This is a genomic window from Gaetbulibacter sp. S0825, from assembly GCF_011777505.1.
In the GTDB taxonomy this organism is placed as follows: Bacteria; Bacteroidota; Bacteroidia; order Flavobacteriales; family Flavobacteriaceae; genus Pontimicrobium.
In genome coordinates this window covers 456,548-474,745 of the sequence record NZ_JAATJT010000003.1, presented here as the reverse complement: position 1 = coordinate 474,745, position 18,198 = coordinate 456,548, and the positions used below count along the sequence as shown (strand labels likewise).

Here is an 18,198-nt window from a genome sequence, read left to right as displayed (position 1 = left end):
TTTGAGTTTAAGCCAAATTAAAATAATCGATATTCCAAAAATCACTGATGTTAGAGGCAATCTTTCTGTTATAGAAAACGATGTAATTCCTTTCGATATCAAACGTGTTTATTATTTGTATGATGTACCTAGCGGCTCCTATAGAGGTGGTCATGCACATAAACAATTACAGCAATTATTAATCGCTATTAGTGGAAGTTTTGATGTGGTTTTAAAAGATAAAAACGGAGACAAACAAACAATTACTTTAAACAAACCTAATAAAGGACTATTGATTCCTAATATGGTTTGGAGAGAACTAGAGGAGTTTTCTTCTGGAGCCATTTGTTTGGTTGTAGCCTCAGAAGTTTATGATAAAGACGATTACATTAGAGATTTTAATGTATTTTGTGCTAGTTGATTTTCAGGCTTTTCCTTAAAGAAACCAGTTTTCTAATTGTAGGATATTGACTTGCTAAATAATGAATCCTATCTTTTAAAGATTTTGATTTAATGGATTTATAGACCTCTTTTCCAAGTTTCTTATTACTAAAATAACCAGCATAAAATAACAAGGCTTTATTGTGACTGCTTAAATAACTTTTTCTTATTTCAATAGGGAACGTATATTTTTTTGCGAAATAATTAAACAATTTTTTCATTTGAAGTTTTTGAAAAACAAACTTATCTAAATCTTTTTCATGAGAGTAAGAAGCATCATGTGATCTATAAACACACAACGGTTCATTTATTCTTTCAAATTCAGTGTTCATGACCATGTCTACCAGAATGGGATAGTCTTCAATGGTGATGTTCATATTTATATAGGTGTCAAAATCTACATGTTTAAGCACTGCATCTTTTCTAAAACATTGACCAATAGGAGCAACGTTACCTAGTAAGACAGCTTCTTTGTATGCTTCTTTCATAGCGCAAATAATTGATTCATTTTTAAATACGCTGATGGTTTTTGTGTCTTCGTAATAACTATCAAACCCACTGTCAACAAAACCTAAAATATGATTACTCTTAAGTACATTCACCATTTTTTGTAATGCATCAGTAGTTTTAAGCATGTCATCGCCAGCAATATCAAACACAAAAGTCCCACTACATCTATCTAAAGTTGCTTTAAAGTTTTTAAGAATTCCTAATTGCTCACTATTCTTTTTAATATTGAATATGTTTGGATGTTTTGCAGCATAAGTCTCAATAACATTTAAAGTGCTATCTGTTGAACAATCATCACCAACAACAATTTCATAATCAAAATCAACTTTTTGCTTTAAGATAGATTGAAGAGTCTCTTCTATATGTTGCTCGTTATTAAAAGTTATAAGATGTACAGATAGCAAAATCATCCAATGAAACAGTTTTATTGTATAAATTTAGAATAAAGAAAAATAGAATAAATGAATTAATCATTTATTTTTGAAGAAACATTGTTTTAATAATGAGTCGACCAAAAATTGCTTTAGTAGGATATCGATTAAATAAAGGAGGTGCTGAACGAGTAATGGCAAATTTATCTAACTTTTTTCATGCTAACAATGTTGAAGTTCATAACATAATTGTACTTGATGACATAAAGTACCCTCACTCTGGCGAAGTTTTTAATTTAGGAAAGTTAAAGAACAAGTATAATGGCATTTTTAACAAGATTAAAAGATTAGTCGCTTTAAAGAAATATTTAAATAAGCATGATTTTGATTTTATTATTGACTTTAGATTTAGAATTAAACCGATTCAAGAACTATTAGTTTCAAGATGGGTTTATAATACTAAAACGATATTTACTGTTCATAGCTCTAAAATAGATAGCTATATGCCAAATTTTTCACCTTTAACTAGATTAATGTATGGCAATGCATTTCAAAATGTTGCTATTACTAAAACTATGCAACAGCTAATTCAAAATAAACATCATTTAGATAATGTATCGACAATATATAATTCTATAGATATTGATGATATTGTTATTAAAAGTCAAGATGCAATCGAATTGGATTTTAAATATATAATTGGAGTAGGCCAGTACGATACTAATGTAAAACAGTTTGATAAACTTATTGAAGCCTATGCAAAATCTAAATTGCCAAATCAAGGAATTGCTTTAGTAATATTAGGAGAAGGAAAATTGAAGGAAAATTTAAAGTCTATTGCAAAATCTTTTAATATTGAAAGTTTAGTGCATTTTTTAGGGTTTAAAAACAACCCTTTTAAGTATATTAAGAATGCTAAGTTCTTTGTATTATCAAGTGAATTAGAAGGTTTGCCAATGGTTTTGTTAGAATCATTGGCGTGTAAAACTCCAGTGGTGTCATTTAATTGTCCAACTGGTCCAGAAGAAGTGATTAGTCCTGGCGAAAATGGGCTTTTAATAGAACATCAAAATATTAAAGCTTTAACCGAAGGAATAAATACAATGATGTATGATAGTAAATTATATGACACTTGTAAGATGAATGCTTTTAAAACAGCTCAGAAATTTTCGATTGAAGCTATTGGAAAGCAATGGTTAGATTTAATGAAATATAAAAATTAATTTGTCACCAAAACTACTATATATAACTACAAATCTACAAGGCTCTGGAGGTGTTTCTAGATTACTGTCTGTAAAACTTAATTACTTGGTTGAAACATATGGTTATAATATTGATGTAATTACAACCAACAATAAATCCAATACTTTTTTTTATGAGTTTAATAACAACATTAAGTTTCATAAAATTGATATTAAAGATTTTGGATTTTGGCATTTAAGGAAATATAAACGAATGCTGCAAAGTATAATTAATGATGTAAAACCAGAAGTTATTATTAATTGTGACAATGGTTTTAAAGGAACTCTACTACCTCTTTTGGTTAAATCTAATGCGTCATTAGTTTATGAAAGACATGGTAGCAGACAAATTAAAACAACAACATTTGTAGAATACCTTAAGAAAAAGGGAGCCAATTTTTTAATTGACCAAAGTATTAAAAAATATATAGTTTTCGCTGTCTCGAATGATGATGATAGAAAAGATTGGAAATGCAACAATGTCAAGTTAATTTATAACCCAATTTGGTTTAAGCCACCTCTAGATGACCCTAAATTTGACAATAAAATAGTCTTAGCTGTTGGAAGACATTCGGTAGAAAAACAATTTGACTTACTATTAAAAATATGGCAAAAGGTAGTTAAAGATTATCCTGATTGGACTCTTAAAGTTTTTGGTGAAAGTGATAATGAAAAGGCATTAGAAACATTGGTTAAAAAACTAGAGATTGGTACTCAGGTAGAACTTCATCCACCAACAAAAAATATTACAGCAGAATATGTAAATGCTTCAATGCTCTTAAATACATCATCCTCAGAAGCTTTTGGATTGGTGATTATTGAGGCTATGGCTTATGGTTTGCCAGCCATTGCATTTGAAAGTGCTTCTGGTCCAAAAATGTTAATCGATAATGGTACTAATGGTTACTTGATTAAAAGCTTTGATATTGATGCTTATGCTAATAAAATAAAACAGTTAATAGATGATAAAACATTAATAAGAGAACTAGGTGAAAATGCAAAAAAGAGTGTGAAAAAATTTGATATTGATATTATAATGAAGCAATGGCACGACTTATTTCAATCACTAGAATAGAGTTTTACTTTGTATATAAATCGTAATAACACATATATAAAATTTTATAAAGTTGAAGCAATTTAATTTTTGGATTTCTTGATAGCAATTGTGTCTTGATTTTAGAATTAAAAACCTTATAAAGCCCTGAACAGACATAGTTAAAACCAGTTTTTTTCATTAACAGAAATGTTTTAAGTAAACTGTTTTCATGTTTTTTAATCTTACCTTCATAATAGAGATTATGTAATGTACTAACTGCAAACTCTACTTTACTTAAATACTTACTACTGCTTTCGAGACCTAAGTGATAAACACTATTATCTATATGTATTACAGGAACTTTGTGCAGTTTTAGTTGAGGTCCAAAAAAGATATCCATACCATAAGAATTACCAACATCTCCTAAACCAAACTGTTTATATACATCTTTTTTTATACATAAATTGGCAGCAGAAGTTACTTTGTAGGGACGCTTGTTGCGTTTTTTCGCATTAAGTTCTTCACATTGTTTACCATACTTCCATCTTAAAATATTGTTAGAGTTTGGTTGTGAGTTTTTATACGAAATACCACCAAAAATCACTTCGTAACCATTGTTAATCGCTTGTAAATAATTTGAAATAAAGCTATCATCAATTAATTCCATATCGGCATCAATCAATATAATCCAGTCATAAATTGCAGTATCGACTAAGATTTGCCTGTTTACAGCTATACCATTATTCTTATCGGATAGTTTATAAGCGGTATTTGATAACACACTTATGCTTAAATTGGAATCTATAATATCTTGGTTAGACTTGTCATCCAAACAAATAATTTCAAAATCAATATTTGAAGCTACTAGCTGTTTATGTAACTCATTTACTAACTGAGTGATATTGTAATTATAAGCAGGAATTAAAACAGAGAGCATAATTAGCCTTTACGTTGCACAACTTCAAACACTTTATTGTCGTCGCATTTTAATGTTTTGCTTGGATATTTTAAAAGTAAGGCATAGTCGTGTGTTGCCATTAAAATAGTATGTCCTTTTTTGTTGAGCTCTTGCAGTACTTCCATAACCTCAATACTAGTTTGAGGGTCTAGATTTCCAGTTGGTTCATCTGCTAGAATTAATTCAGGGTCGTTTAATAGGGACCTAGCAATAGCAATACGTTGTTGCTCACCTCCAGACAACTCATAAGGATATTTAAATCCTTTGGTTTTCATGCCAACGCGATTTAAAACATCTTCAATTTTAGTGGCGATTTCTTCTTTGTCTTTCCATCCAGTAGCTTTTAGAACAAACTCTAAATTTGCATTTACTGTTCTATCGTTAAGGAGTTTAAAATCTTGAAACACAACACCAAGTTTTCTTCGTAAAAAAGGAATGTCATCTTCTTTTAATTTTGCTAAATCAAAATCTACAATGTTGCCTTCTCCCTTTGTGAGTTCTAAGTCACCATAAAGCGTTTTCATAAAACTACTTTTACCTGTTCCAGTTTTACCAATTAGATAGACAAAATCGCCTTTGTTCATTTCAAAATTCACATCGGCGAGCACTAAACTATCACCTTGATAAATAGACGCATCTTTTAATTGTAAAACTGTTTCAGGCATAAAATCTTTTAGTTTTAAAGTACTGTAAATGTATTATTAAATAAGGAATTACTCAAAAAATACGCAGTATTTAAACGAAGTTAATTGACAACTTTTTAACATTTAATAACTTGGTTTATAATTATCATAAATTTCTAACGTTATAAAAACGATATAAAGTATTTTTGGTATCAATATTGATTACTAAGAAAAGTATCACATTAGTTTATACTAATAATTTCTCAACAAAAAACGAAGTTAATGACTAAATTAAGATTATTAGCAATTGTATTGACACTGACAATTAATCTTGGTGTTTTTGCGCAACAAACAGCAGCTTATACAAGCGACTTAGTAGATTTTCAAAAAGCATTATCACTTTACAATAGCAAGCAATATTTAGCAGCACAATCTATGTTCGATAAAATTGAGGATACAGCAACGGATGAAGTTGTAAAGTCCGATTGTGCCTACTATATAGCCAATTGTGCAGTGAGATTAAATCAACAAAATGCTGACGATTTAATACAAAATTTTGTAAACGATTACCCTACTAGTACTAAACGTAACACAGCATATATTGATGTGGCCGATTACTATTTTGAAAACTCAAAATTTGCTTACGCAAGAAAGTGGTATGATAAAGTGGATGAAGAAGCCTTAGCTAGAAGTGAGCGCGAGAAGTTCTATTTTAATTATGGCTATTCTTTTTATGCGACCAATAATGCACAAGGTGCCAAAAAATATTTATCAAGAGTAGAAAACTCTGAAAAGTATGGCTCTCAAGCAAAGTACTATATTGGATATATGGCGTATGAAGGAGACGATTACGACAAAGCTTCAGAATATTTTGAGCAAGTAAGTGATAACGAAAAATATCAAGAAGGACTGTCTTATTACCAAGCAGACTTAAACTTTAAATTAGGAAACTTCGAAAAAGCAATAGAATTAGCCAAAGAGAAATTGCCAACGAGCGATGATACTGAGGTTTCAGAATTATCTAAAATTATAGGCGAAAGCTATTTTAACCTAGAACAATATGCCGAAGCCATTCCATATTTAAAAGCCTATCAAGGAAAGCGCAAACGTTGGAATAATACCGATTATTACCTATTAGGATATGCATATTATAAACAAAATGACTTTGAAAATGCGATTTCAGAATTCAATAAAATTATTGATGGAAACGATTCTGTAGCGCAAAACGCCTATTACCATTTAGGGGAGAGCTACATTAATGTCGATAAAAAACAAGAAGCCTTAAATGCCTTTCGTAATGCTTCTCAAATGGACTACGATTTAAAAATTCAGGAAGATGCTTGGTTAAATTATGCAAAGATTAGCTACGAAATAGGTAATCCGTATCAATCAGTACCACAAGTGTTAGCAGGCTATTTAGATAAATACCCAGATACAGGCTATAAGGAAGAAATTGAAACCTTGTTGATTGATTCTTACATTACATCAAAAAACTACAAAGAGGCTTTAAATCTTTTAGAAGGAAGAAAAAGTTTCGAAAACAAAGTTGCTTACCAAAAAGTAGCATTTTATAGAGGTGTCGAGTTATATAATGAAAGCCAATACTTAGAAGCCGAATCGTATTTTGATAAGTCTATTGCTGAGCCAAGAGACGAGAAATTTTTAGCTAGAGCTATTTTTTGGAAAGCTGAAACTGATTATAACCTCACCAATTATGACGATGCTTTGGTTGGTTTTAAACAATTTCAAGGTAGTAGCCAATCATCTGGAACTCCAGAAATTAAAAACATCGATTATAACTTAGGTTATACCTATTTCAAGCAAAAAAGCTATGCAAAAGCAACAGAGCATTTCCAAAAGTACATTTCCAATACTTCTGAAGATAAGTTAAGAATCAACGATGCTTTTTTACGTTTGGGTGATGGTCATTTCGTATCCAGTGATTACAACAAGGCGATAAATGCTTACGAAAGAGCAATTAAAATGAACCAGATTGAACCAGATTATGCCTTCTTTCAAAAAGCAATAAGCTATGGTTATATAGGTCAAGGAAGCACAAAGATTAAGGAATTAGAAGAATTTATTACTACATATAAAAGGTCGCCGCTACGTGATGACGCACTTTATGAACTAGGAAACTCCTATGTTAAAAAAGGTGAGGAAGATAGAGCAATGCAGCTATACGATCAGCTAAATAAAGAATACAGGTCGAGCCCTTATGCATCTAAATCGCTGTTAAGACAAGGATTAGTGTATTATAATGCTGGCAAAAATGAAGATGCATTATCTAAGTTTAAAAATGTTGCTAACAATTACCCAGGATCTCCTGAAGGTATGCAAGCTGTGTCCACGGCGCGATTAATTTATATAGATCTTGGTCGTGTAGATGAATACGCACGTTGGGTAAAAGGCTTGGATTATGTGAATGTTTCTGATGCCGATTTAGATAATACAACTTACGAATCTGCCGAAAAACAATATTTAGCGGGAGACACAGGTAGAGCAATTAGGTTATTTAACGGTTATTTAAACGAGTTCCCAAATGGCTTACATGCCTTAAAATCTCATTTTTACTTAGCACAGTTATATTATAAAGATGATTTGCAAACAAATGCAGCACCTCATTACGAATATGTGGTTAATAAGCAAAGTGGTGAGTTCACAGAACTAGCCTTAACGAGATTAGGAGAAATCTATTTGAATGAGAAAGATGTTACAAGAGCAATGCCGATTTTAGAGCGTTTGGAAAACGAAGCAGATTTCCCTCAAAATGTAGTATTTGCACAATCTAATTTAATGAAAGTACATTACCAGTTACAGGATTACAATCAAGCTGTAGCCTATGCCGAAAAAGTACTAGCAAGCTCTAGAACGGATAAGAATGTTAAAAGTGATGCACATGTTATTATAGCACGATCAGCTATGAAAACTGGCGATGAAAGTAAAGCTAAATCGGCGTACGCCCAAGTTGAAAGAATCGCATCTGGAGAATTAGCAGCCGAAGCATTGTATTATAATGCTTATTTCAAAAACCAAGAAGGACAGTATAAATCGTCTAATACAGTAGTTCAAAAATTAGCTAAAGATTATTCAGGTTATAAATTATATGGTGCGAAAGGTTTGGTAATTATGGCAAAGAATTTTTATGCTTTAGGTGATGCCTATCAAGCAACCTATATTTTAGAGAGTGTTACTGAAAACTTTGTTGAGTTTGATGATGTAGTCGATGAAGCAAGGACTGAACTTCGTAGAATCAAATCGGAACAAGCAAAAACAAATGCTTCAGTAGAAACCGATAATGGAAATTAAAATCAAAAAACGAAAACATACAAGCATGTTAAATCAAATCAAAAACATCTTTATAGTTACTTTCTTATTTTCAACTGTAACAGTGATTGCACAAGAAAACAGAAAAACCAAGGATACTATTAACACCGAGGTTGTGAATGTGGTAAAACCTTATACGCCAAAAATTTCGGATGCATTTAAGGTAAAGGAAATTCCGTCGTTAGATGATGAAAACACAACGACCAAAAAAGTAATAAAATATAATATTTTTTCAATCCCAGTGGCATCGACGTTTACACCTGCAAAAGGAAAAGCAGCTGAAGTGGACAAAGGAGAGAAAGCTAAGCTGTATGATAATTACGCATCGTTTGGAGTTGGCTCTTATACCAGTTTTTTAGGCGAAGTATATTTAAATCATGCCATAAATAGAACCGAAAGTGTTGGAGGTTACGTAAGTCACCATTCATCACAAGGAGGGATTGAAGATATATTATTAGATGATGCTTTTTCAAATACACAAATCAATACCAATTACGCAAGAAAACTTCGTGATTATTCTTGGAATGTAGATGCAGGATTTCAGCAGCAAGTGTTTAATTGGTACGGTTTGCCACAGCCTACATACGACCAAGCTTTTGCAGACCCAATGATGCCTCAACATAAGTTTTTTACGTTTGAATTTGGTGGAAAGATAGATTTTGACGACAGATTATTCAATAATGGCAATATGCGTTTTAGACGTTTTGCTGACGACTATGATTCAGGAGAAAATCACTTTGCAATGAGCACGAATTTTGACATTCCATTAAACGATGGTGATTTAAATACAACCATAAAACTAGATTATTTAAATGGGTCTTTTAACCAATCGTATGAAACAAGTGATAAATTAAAATATGGTAATTTTAATGTTGGTGTATCTTCTAGTTATCAAATGAAACAAGATGACTTAACACTTAATCTTGGAGCGTCTGTGTTTTATTTAAACGATACCGAAGCTGGAAAAAACAAAATATATATTTATCCTAACATTACAGCAACTTACAGATTGGTAAATGAGTTATTAATAGCCTATGGAGGTCTTGAAGGGGGTTTAATTCAAAACACGTATCATCAGTTTGCTAATGAAAATCCGTATGTATCTCCAACACTTAATATCTTGCCTACAGACAAGCAATATGATGCTTATGTGGGTTTAAAAGGAAAGTTGTCTAACAATATGAGTTATAATATTAGAGGTAAGTATTATGCCGAAAACGATAAGGCATTATTTAAGAATAATAAAGACATGAATCAAACCACTAACAATAATTATAACAAAGGAAATTCATATAATGTAGTGTATGATAATGTTTCAACATTAAGTGTTTTTGGTGAAATAAATGTAGATGTAAACAGGAACTTCACCTTAGGAATAAAAGCCGAATATTTCTCATACAATACCAAAAACGAAGCAAAACCATGGAATCTACCTGATTTTGAAGGCTCGCTCTTTATGGATATTCAATTTGATGAGCATTGGTTTGCAGGCGCTAATTTGTTTTATATAGGCGAGCGTTTTGACCAAAGTTCTATTGAAGGTTCGTTAGATCCAAGCGAAAGTTTAACAACCACACACACCCTAGAAAGTTATTTCGACGCCAATGCACATTTAGGTTACCGAATTAACGATAAGTGGTCTGTGTATGCTAAAGCAAATAACATTGCAAATCAAGATTATAAAAGGTGGTTGAATTATCCAGTTCAAGGTATTCAGTTTATAGCTGGAACTACTTATAAGTTTGATTTTTAAAAAGCTAGTTGGTAATTCTTGCTAAAAAATCATAATGCTCACCTTCTAAAACGAGTTCGCATTGTAATCCAACAATGTCACAAGCGGTTTTAAGATTGTCAAAATCTAAATACATCCAGGTGAAACTTTCGGTTTCACCTTTGTATGTTACATGGTATTCTAATTCACCATAATAGTCGCTATTTGCATCAAACCAAAACCCACCATCGTCGTCTTCATACATATATTTAATGTCTGAAGAATCAATAAGTATTTGTCCATTTTTATTAAGTAAACCTTTTAAATGATTTAAAACATAAGGTGCTCGTTGTAAACATTCAAAAAACCCAGATCCATTCATAAGCATTAAAATAGTATCAAAGGTTTCGGTTTCATCTAATATATCAAATACATGAGCATTTTCTAAGCCTCTTAGCTTGCAGGTGTCTATAGCACCTTCTGAGATGTCAATAGACTTTACATCTATGCCTTTTTTTTGTAAATACAAACTATGCGAACCTGCACCACAACCAACATCTAAAGTTTTTCCTTTAGCTAGTTGTAAAGCCTTTTGTTCTATGTTTGGCATTTCAGAAAAGCCTCTAAACAAGTAAGGAATAGGTAACACATCGTCATCCGAAATACTTGTAGAAGTAATGATGTCTTCTGTATAGTTTCCGTTTTGATAATCTAAAATAGCTTTTCCAAATACGTCTTTCATTGAATATAGTTTTCGTCAGTTCGAGTGATTTCGATTTATCGAAATTGTATCGAGAACTTTAGTATTTTTACACTATGCAAGACATTATTAATAATCTTCCAAAGCTCGCCAAAGATAAACATAAGGAGAATAAAACCTTCTTTGCAAAGCTAAAAAAGAAACCACCTAAGCAATTAGACTATATCATGCAAGACTTGCACGACGAGGAATTTAAAAAAACAGATTGCCTAGAGTGTGCTAACTGTTGTAAAACCACAGGGCCTTTATTTACTAGTAAAGATATTGAGAGAATTTCAAAACATTTTAAATTAAAACCGCAGCAATTTACGGAACAATTTTTGCGGCTAGATGAAGACAACGATTATGTGTTGCAAAGTGTACCTTGTACCTTTTTAGGAAGTGATAATTATTGTGCGATTTATGATGTACGACCAAAGGCATGCAGAGAATTTCCGCACACTAATAGAAAAAAGTTTCAGCAAATTACTAACTTAACACTTAAAAATGTGGCTATTTGTCCAGCTGCTTTTAATATTGTTGAAGAAATGAAAAAGAACATTCAATGAAACACTCATAACTATAATTTAATCAAACATAAAAATGATTAAATGGATGTTACAAGCCTGTACTGAGCGCAGTCGAAGTATGACAATTGAAAAACAATATAAATGAACACATGAAAAAAACAATCCTTATTTTTTTAATAGCATTTAGCTCAATTACTATTTGTAATGCCCAAGAGTGGTTTACCTCTTTTGATGTAGCAAAGCGTTTGGCATTAGTACAAGACAAAATGTTATTGGTTATGTGGCAAAACACCTTGGATTATCCGTATCCAGTAAGATTAGTTGGCGAGAAAAGCGTTTCAGTTGTGGTAGATTTAAATGAAAACGATGAGGTAAATAGTTTGATTTGGAAGCATTTTGTACCTCTTATCTTATTAGAGACGGAGTATGATAAATTATATAATGAAGCTAAAAAAAATAGAAGCACATGGTATTTAGATAAGTTAAAAGACGATAGCATTAAAATTATGGATGCTAACGGAAATATTTTAAATATTGAGCCATACGATGTTCCAATCGAAAACCTAACGTTATTAATTAAAAAGTATGCTTTAAGCACCACCTTTTTAAAACATGAACTCAACAATTATTCTAAAGAACAAAATGTCACTACAGCATTTAATTTGGGGTCTAAATATTTAGATTTTTCAATATACGTACAAAAGAATGTTAGGCCTGAGGTAATTAAGCTAGCAGATATTTATTTTGATGAAGCGAAGCAATATCTTGATAAAAGCAGTTTAAATAACAAAGTAGGGTTTTTGCAGCGATTGGATTTTCTTGATATTGAAAAAGCGTTAATTTTAAATAACCCTGGTAAAGCGCGTAGATTATTAAAAAGGATAGATGAAGCTGAAATTGATTCGACCAACCAAACATTATACAATTTCTTAAACTACACGACTTTTAAATTGTTAAAAAAAGAAGATGATGCGGCTTTATTTAAGGATAAACTCTCTGCAGTAGATTTAAAAAAGACGGAATTGATTGTTAATAGTAATAGGTAGTCACCGCAGTTAGAAAAGAATAGGAATGAAAGTTAAGTTTTTTTTATCAATAGTTTTTATAGCCTCGGTTTTTGGAATAGGTTATGGACAAATCAAAGATTCAGCAGAATTTGATTTTAAGTATCTTTATGGAGATTTGTCTGAAGTTTGGGAAGTCCAATCTAACCGAAGTGGCGAGAATATTGTATTAGTAAAAAGATTAGCTTATAACAAAGATTATATTAGTCAACTAGTTATATTTTATTACAATGGAGGGTTTGTTTCTGGATATTCTGCTAATTCAATCCCTTGTTTAAACGATAATAGCTTAAATCCTAAAAGAGGTAGTTGGTCTATTGACAAAATAAATATGATTTTGAAAACAAGTGTTGGAATTGCAAGCTATGGAATGGAATTTAAAATATTAGAATTAAGTTATGATAAGTTTATACTAACTAAATTAAAAACTGAATAAAACCGACAGCCAACAAAAAGAATAATTCCTGGTTAGCAAACTTATTCAAGAATTCGGATAGCTTTTGTTGCGAAAGAAGATTTTCTATTCAAATTTTTATTTCCTAAATTAGTCTCTCAACCACATAAAACAAGTTATTGGAAACCATAATCAATTATTTTGAAACCATTCCTTCACTTCATAGAAGTTTGATACTTGTTGGGGGATTAACTTTTTTTTGGTTACTAGAAGGAGCTGTGCCTTTATTTAGGTTTAAATATCATAAATGGAAACACGCTGTTCCTAATATCTTTTTCACCTTTACAACCATCATTATTAATTTTGCATTAGCATTCTTATTATTAAAAGCAGCCGATTGGGTAATAGCAAACGATTTCGGAATTATTAATTGGTTACCAGAAATGCCTTTAGCTTTGTATGTGTTGCTTGGTGTGTTGTTAATGGACTTTATTGGTGCTTATCTAGCGCATTATATAGAGCATAAAGTGAAGCCATTGTGGATGATACATTTAGTGCACCATACCGACCATAAGGTGGATACAACTACTGCAAACAGGCATCATCCATTAGAAAGCTTAATACGCTATGCCTTTACGTTAGTAGGCGTTATCATTATAGGCGCGCCAATTGGTATTGTTATGTTGTATCAATCGATGTCTTTAGTTGCAACTCAGTTTAGTCATGCAAATATTAAATTGCCTAAAAAGGTCGACCATTTTATAAGCTATATTTTGGTATCTCCAGATATGCATAAAATTCATCATCATTACGTATTGCCTTATACCGATTCTAATTATGGCAATATTTTTTCTATTTGGGACCGACTTTTTGGAACCTATATGAAAATGGATAGAGAAAAGCTGGTGTATGGTGTCGATGTCTTTCCAGATGAAGTTAAAAATGGCAACGTTATGGAATTATTAAAACAGCCATTTCAAGAATATCAAAAACCCACGATTCTTCCAGAAGAAAAGTAGCTGATTTTTGAGTTTTCAACATACTTATTAACAATCAAAGTACGTTCCTCTAATATTTTGTACCGTTCATAGATTTTTTTTCTGAATGTATATCAATCTTGCCTAGATTAGCCAACGAGGGTCGATAATTGCTATTTAATTCAAATATTATTTGATATTAAACAGCTTTTTGTATGAAAAAAACTCTCGTAGTGCTAATAATAGCATGCTCTGGTCTTCTATGTAATAGTGCAACTGCACAAAAGAAAGATTTCGCGTTAATCGAAAAGAACGTGAATATTACTGCTAGTGACCTATTCCATGATTTGAATAAAACTAAAGATACCTTAATCCTTAACGGAGATAAGCGAATTAGAAGCGTGTATTCAATAAACACTAATTATAAGCGAGAAACTCAAGAATACATTGATGCTAATTCGGCTAAAGTTGCTTTAAATCACTTAAGCAAAGGGAAGCATATTTTTGTTGTTGAACAAGTGCCTCTAAAAATTGTTTTTGTTGTAAGAGTATTGCAAGACCCAAAAGAATTCTCAAAAGTTGAAGTTGAAAAAATAACGGCTTCTAATAACGATAAAAAATAACTAATCTATAAACACATCTTCTAGCTTTGCTGTAAGTTGTCTAATTGGTACTTGCGAAAGATTTGTAACTATAGATATAACAATATTTTCTTCTGGATACATCATTAAAAACGTGGTTGCTCCCATACCACCACCTGAATGACTGTAACGAGGTGTGTCGTTTTTAGTTTTTACAACACCAAAGCCAATACCATATTCGGTGCTTTTACCATCATCAGTATATAAAGGAGTTACTAATTCTTTAACTGAAGCTTTTGAAAGTATGGTTGGATTAACAATTTCGTTTCCAAACTTTACTAAATCTTCTGAGGTAGCTATAAATCCGCCACCTGCAACTTTATGTTCATTGCTTACAGGAACTCCTAGTTTGATATCTCCAGAGTTTGTTTTAATATAAAATTGCGTGCGATTTGGCATATCAACATCAGATAGGCCTAATTCAGTATTATCCATTTTTAAAGGGTTAAAAATGGTTTCAGTCATGTATTTATTGAACTCAACCCCTGAAGCATTTTGAACAACAATACTCAGCAAATTCCAACCATAAGTACTATAACTATAATCGCTTCCAGGTTTAAATTTTAAAGGTGAGTCTTTAAAAATATCGAGTCCTTCTACGATAGTCATTTTTTTGTTAAGTATAAATTCATTGCCATTATAATGTCTTACACCTGCTATATGTCCTCCAACTTGACGCACGGTAAAATCGTATGTCTTTTTTGGAAAATCTGGAATGTAGGTGTAAATGCTTCCATCAAAATCTAGTTTCCCATCATCCACAAGTTTTGCTAAAGCTGCTGCTGTAATTGATTTTGATATACTGGCAATTCTAAATTGTGTGACACTTGGATTTACCTTTTGCTTGGTTTGAATATTAGAATATCCAAAACCTTCGGACCAAATAAGTTTACCATTTTTTGAAACCGAAATAGACATTCCAGGAATTTTCACATCGTTTAAAAATTGATTGGCAATCTCCTGAGCGTTCTCAATTTTTTCGGCGTATGCTTTATCAAAAGTTTGACTAAATGCAAAACCAGTGAATAGTAGAAATAGAAAAGTTAGTTTGCTCATTTTTTTAAGATTTTGTAAGTTGTAATTATTCAAATTTTAATAATTTAGTTTTTGTTAATAACCATTATCTGCCAAATGCCCATTATGGGCTTTCATTAGTTATATAATAAGTATTTGTTTCGTGTTTTTTTAAAAGCGTCTAGGCCTTCTTGCCAAGTAGCTTTAATGTCTGCTTCAGTCATTCCAGATTCTATTTGTTTCTGCAATATTGTTGTTCCTGCATGTTTTGTAAATCCGTTCGTTAAAAAGAAAAGAGATTTATCAGTTGAATTTTGATAGGCTTTAATAATCCATTTTAAAGTTATTTCATTTGTAAGATTTACATTGCTTAAATCTTCACCATAGCACAATTCGTCTTTATGTTTTGGGTATTTAGCTCCAAAATTTGATTGAGGCGTGTAAGTAAATGTCATTGTTTCAGGATTCAAAAAAGGCGCTCCATATCGTTGAAATTGAAATTCGGTGCCTCGTCCAGCATTCACATTGGTGCCTTCAAATAAGCCGAGACTAGGATAGAGCTTTATGGAATGGTCATTAGGAAGGTTTGGTGAAGGTCTTATGGAAAGACTATAAGGCATATCGTGAGCATAGTTTTTACATGGAATAATAGTGATATTACATTGAATTCCATTTGGCAACCATTTTTCACCATTAATCATTTGTGCATATTCACCAATAGTCATACCATGAACCAAAGGAATTGGGTGCATGCCTAAAAAGCTTTGATGCTCTTTTTTCAAGGTTGGGCCATCAACATATTGGCTATTAGGATTTGGTCTATCCAAAATAATAAGCGGAATGTTATTTTCAGAACAAGCTTCCATGATATAATGCAACGTTGAAATGTATGTGTAAAAACGCACGCCAACATCTTGTATATCAAAAATCATTATATCTACGCCTTCTAGCTGTTCTTTACTTGGTTTTTTGCTCGTTCCGTGAAGGGAAAAAATTGGCAAACCAGTTTTAATATCTACACCATCTGCAACATGTTCACCAGCATCAGCATTTCCTCTAAAACCATGTTCAGGAGAAAACACTTTTTTTACATCTAAGTTTAAGTCAACCAACGAATCAACTAAATGTGTATATGTATTATCATCTTTAAAAATAACGGAAGTTTGATTAGCAACAATCCCAACACGTTTTCCGTTTAAAAGAGGTAAATATGTTTCGGTTTGATTAGCACCAACGATGATGTTTTTGTCCTCCTGAACTAGATTAGTAAGTTCATTATTGTTAGAATGTTGCTCTTTAGTTTTAGAACCACATGAAATGAATGCCAAAAGAAAGAATAAAACTGTATTTTTGAAAACGTTTAAAACCATTATCACAAATTGAAATTCGAGTATTTTATTGCTAAACGCATTATTGGTAGCAAGTCGTATAAAAGTAGTGTATCGGCACCAATAATAAAAATTGGAATTACTGCTATTGCCATTGGCATGGTAGTGATGATGATTGCTATTGCAACAGGTATTGGTTTGCAACAAAAAATCCGTGATAAAGCAGTCGCTTTTAATGGACATATAACCATTACAACTTTTAACTCGAATGCTTCTGATGAATCGGAAGTTCCACTGTCTATCAATCAAGATTTCTACCCAAATTTCTCCAATATAGATGGAATTACTCATATTCAGGGTATTGCCACGAAATGGGGTTTGATTAGGACAGAAACCGATTTTGATGGAGCAGTTTTAAAAGGTGTTGGACAAGATTATGATTGGAAGTATTTTGAAGAGTTTTTAGTTGATGGCAAATTGCCAATATATGGAGACAACATTAGTAATGAGGTGCTAATATCACAGTATTTAGCTAATAGGCTGCAGTTTAAAGTTGGAGATACTTTCCAAATGTTATTTGAGAGAGATGGAGTTGACAGATTACCTTTTATTAGAACATTTACCGTTTCAGGTATTTATAATTCAGGTTTTCAAGAATTAGACGAAACCTATTTACTAGGAGATATTAGGCATATCCGTTTTTTTAACAAATGGGAAGATGACCAAATTGGACACTTTGAAGTTTTTATAGACGATTATTCTCAAATAGTCCAGAAAGAAGAAGAAATCTACCAAAATATTTCTTCCTTTTATACCTCTAGAACTGTTGAAGAAAAATATCCTACAGTATTTGAATGGATAAATATTTTTGATAAAAACATATATGCCATTATTGGTATTATGATTTTAGTAGCAGGAATTAATATGATTACTGCGCTCTTGGTATTAATCTTAGAAAGAACTCAAATGATAGGGGTTTTAAAAGCGCTTGGGAGTAATAATTGGAGTATTAGAAAACTATTTTTATACAACGCCTCTTATTTAATTGTCTTAGGATTATTTTGGGGAAACCTCATTGGTTTAGGCTTATTGTTTGCCCAAAAATACTTTAAACTATTTCCGCTAGACCCTAGTGTCTATTATGTGACCGAAGCACCTGTTTACATAAGTGCAACTTATATTATTGTACTTAATATTGGCACGTTTATTTTGTGCTTAATAATGTTGTTAGTGCCTTCATACATTATCACAAAAATATCTCCAGTCAAAGCTATGCGATTTGAATAGAATAGTCATAAGTTTTACTATTTTTGC

Annotated in this window: 17 protein-coding genes; 11 read left to right on the top strand and 6 right to left on the bottom strand. The window is 31.7% G+C overall.

Annotation, left to right across the window (positions count from 1 at the left end; translation table 11 throughout):
- Position 1: 1 nt before the first annotated feature.
- Entirely contained in the window at positions 2-400 is a 399-nt protein-coding gene (locus HB672_RS13360; RefSeq protein WP_167770021.1) for an FdtA/QdtA family cupin domain-containing protein, read from the top strand.
- Here HB672_RS13360 and HB672_RS13355 read toward each other — a convergent pair.
- Complete coding sequence (locus HB672_RS13355; RefSeq protein WP_167770020.1) at positions 393-1,340, bottom strand: glycosyltransferase family 2 protein; 948 nt, start codon at positions 1,338-1,340, stop codon at positions 393-395. The genes HB672_RS13360 and HB672_RS13355 overlap by 8 nt on opposite strands.
- A gap of 92 nt (positions 1,341-1,432) precedes the next feature.
- Between HB672_RS13355 and HB672_RS13350 the strand changes: the two genes are divergently transcribed.
- Both HB672_RS13350 and HB672_RS13345 read left to right on the top strand, forming a co-directional pair.
- On the top strand, positions 1,433-2,524 hold the full coding sequence (locus HB672_RS13350) for a glycosyltransferase (protein WP_167770019.1): 1,092 nt from the start codon (positions 1,433-1,435) through the stop codon (positions 2,522-2,524).
- Position 2,525: 1 nt separating this feature from the next.
- Positions 2,526-3,617, top strand: coding sequence for a glycosyltransferase (locus HB672_RS13345; protein ID WP_167770018.1), 1,092 nt, complete (start codon positions 2,526-2,528; stop codon positions 3,615-3,617).
- Between the two features lie 4 nt (positions 3,618-3,621).
- Here the strand turns inward: HB672_RS13345 and HB672_RS13340 are convergent, their stop codons facing one another.
- Positions 3,622-4,515 (bottom strand): glycosyltransferase, encoded by an 894-nt coding sequence (locus HB672_RS13340; protein ID WP_167770017.1) that lies wholly within the window; start codon positions 4,513-4,515, stop codon positions 3,622-3,624.
- 2 nt (positions 4,516-4,517) lie between these two features.
- A complete protein-coding gene (locus HB672_RS13335) occupies positions 4,518-5,201 on the bottom strand; it encodes an ATP-binding cassette domain-containing protein (RefSeq protein WP_167770016.1) in 684 nt (227 codons plus the stop codon).
- A gap of 240 nt (positions 5,202-5,441) precedes the next feature.
- Between HB672_RS13335 and HB672_RS13330 the strand changes: the two genes are divergently transcribed.
- Both HB672_RS13330 and HB672_RS13325 read left to right on the top strand, forming a co-directional pair.
- Positions 5,442-8,468, top strand: coding sequence for a tetratricopeptide repeat protein (locus HB672_RS13330; protein WP_167770015.1), 3,027 nt, complete (start codon positions 5,442-5,444; stop codon positions 8,466-8,468).
- A gap of 25 nt (positions 8,469-8,493) precedes the next feature.
- Positions 8,494-10,239 (top strand): TonB-dependent receptor, encoded by a 1,746-nt coding sequence (locus HB672_RS13325; RefSeq protein ID WP_167770014.1) that lies wholly within the window; start codon positions 8,494-8,496, stop codon positions 10,237-10,239.
- Positions 10,240-10,243: 4 nt separating this feature from the next.
- Here the strand turns inward: HB672_RS13325 and HB672_RS13320 are convergent, their stop codons facing one another.
- The gene (locus HB672_RS13320; protein WP_167770013.1) at positions 10,244-10,939 is read right to left on the bottom strand and encodes a methyltransferase domain-containing protein; all 696 of its coding nucleotides are present in this window, start codon (positions 10,937-10,939) and stop codon (positions 10,244-10,246) included.
- A gap of 74 nt (positions 10,940-11,013) precedes the next feature.
- On the opposite strand from HB672_RS13320, the gene HB672_RS13315 reads away from it, so the two are divergent.
- From HB672_RS13315 to HB672_RS13295, 5 genes are all read left to right on the top strand, one after another.
- Entirely contained in the window at positions 11,014-11,505 is a 492-nt protein-coding gene (locus HB672_RS13315) for a YkgJ family cysteine cluster protein (RefSeq protein WP_167770012.1), read from the top strand.
- Positions 11,506-11,615: 110 nt separating this feature from the next.
- Positions 11,616-12,512: a hypothetical protein gene (locus tag HB672_RS13310; RefSeq protein ID WP_167770011.1), complete on the top strand. Its 897-nt coding sequence runs from the start codon at positions 11,616-11,618 to the stop codon at positions 12,510-12,512.
- Between the two features lie 25 nt (positions 12,513-12,537).
- Positions 12,538-12,966, top strand: a complete 429-nt coding sequence (locus HB672_RS13305) for a hypothetical protein (protein WP_167770010.1) — start codon at positions 12,538-12,540, stop codon at positions 12,964-12,966.
- A gap of 137 nt (positions 12,967-13,103) precedes the next feature.
- A complete protein-coding gene (locus tag HB672_RS13300; RefSeq protein WP_167770009.1) occupies positions 13,104-13,943 on the top strand; it encodes a sterol desaturase family protein in 840 nt (279 codons plus the stop codon).
- A 173-nt stretch (positions 13,944-14,116) separates the two neighbouring features.
- Entirely contained in the window at positions 14,117-14,524 is a 408-nt protein-coding gene (locus HB672_RS13295; protein ID WP_167770008.1) for a hypothetical protein, read from the top strand.
- On the opposite strand, the gene HB672_RS13290 is transcribed toward HB672_RS13295, so the two are convergent.
- Complete coding sequence (locus HB672_RS13290) at positions 14,525-15,598, bottom strand: serine hydrolase domain-containing protein (protein ID WP_167770007.1); 1,074 nt, start codon at positions 15,596-15,598, stop codon at positions 14,525-14,527.
- Positions 15,599-15,693: 95 nt separating this feature from the next.
- Positions 15,694-16,926, bottom strand: a complete 1,233-nt coding sequence (locus HB672_RS13285; protein WP_167770006.1) for a DUF1343 domain-containing protein — start codon at positions 16,924-16,926, stop codon at positions 15,694-15,696.
- 9 nt (positions 16,927-16,935) lie between these two features.
- Between HB672_RS13285 and HB672_RS13280 the strand changes: the two genes are divergently transcribed.
- Positions 16,936-18,171: an FtsX-like permease family protein gene (locus HB672_RS13280; protein ID WP_167770005.1), complete on the top strand. Its 1,236-nt coding sequence runs from the start codon at positions 16,936-16,938 to the stop codon at positions 18,169-18,171.
- Positions 18,172-18,198: the final 27 nt, after the last annotated feature.

Excerpts from the sequence above, each read along its gene's own strand:
- HB672_RS13355 (WP_167770020.1), bottom strand. The coding sequence starts at position 1,340 with ATGATTTTGCTATCTGTACATCTTATAACTTTTAATAACGAGCAACAT.
- HB672_RS13350 (WP_167770019.1), top strand. The coding sequence starts at position 1,433 with ATGAGTCGACCAAAAATTGCTTTAGTAGGATATCGATTAAATAAAGGA.
- HB672_RS13340 (WP_167770017.1), bottom strand. The coding sequence starts at position 4,515 with ATGCTCTCTGTTTTAATTCCTGCTTATAATTACAATATCACTCAGTTA.
- HB672_RS13335 (WP_167770016.1), bottom strand. The coding sequence starts at position 5,201 with ATGCCTGAAACAGTTTTACAATTAAAAGATGCGTCTATTTATCAAGGT.
- HB672_RS13330 (WP_167770015.1), top strand. The coding sequence starts at position 5,442 with ATGACTAAATTAAGATTATTAGCAATTGTATTGACACTGACAATTAAT.
- HB672_RS13325 (WP_167770014.1), top strand. The coding sequence starts at position 8,494 with ATGTTAAATCAAATCAAAAACATCTTTATAGTTACTTTCTTATTTTCA.
- HB672_RS13320 (WP_167770013.1), bottom strand. The coding sequence starts at position 10,939 with ATGAAAGACGTATTTGGAAAAGCTATTTTAGATTATCAAAACGGAAAC.
- HB672_RS13315 (WP_167770012.1), top strand. The coding sequence starts at position 11,014 with ATGCAAGACATTATTAATAATCTTCCAAAGCTCGCCAAAGATAAACAT.
- HB672_RS13310 (WP_167770011.1), top strand. The coding sequence starts at position 11,616 with ATGAAAAAAACAATCCTTATTTTTTTAATAGCATTTAGCTCAATTACT.
- HB672_RS13305 (WP_167770010.1), top strand. The coding sequence starts at position 12,538 with ATGAAAGTTAAGTTTTTTTTATCAATAGTTTTTATAGCCTCGGTTTTT.
- HB672_RS13295 (WP_167770008.1), top strand. The coding sequence starts at position 14,117 with ATGAAAAAAACTCTCGTAGTGCTAATAATAGCATGCTCTGGTCTTCTA.
- HB672_RS13290 (WP_167770007.1), bottom strand. The coding sequence starts at position 15,598 with ATGAGCAAACTAACTTTTCTATTTCTACTATTCACTGGTTTTGCATTT.
- HB672_RS13285 (WP_167770006.1), bottom strand. The coding sequence starts at position 16,926 with ATGGTTTTAAACGTTTTCAAAAATACAGTTTTATTCTTTCTTTTGGCA.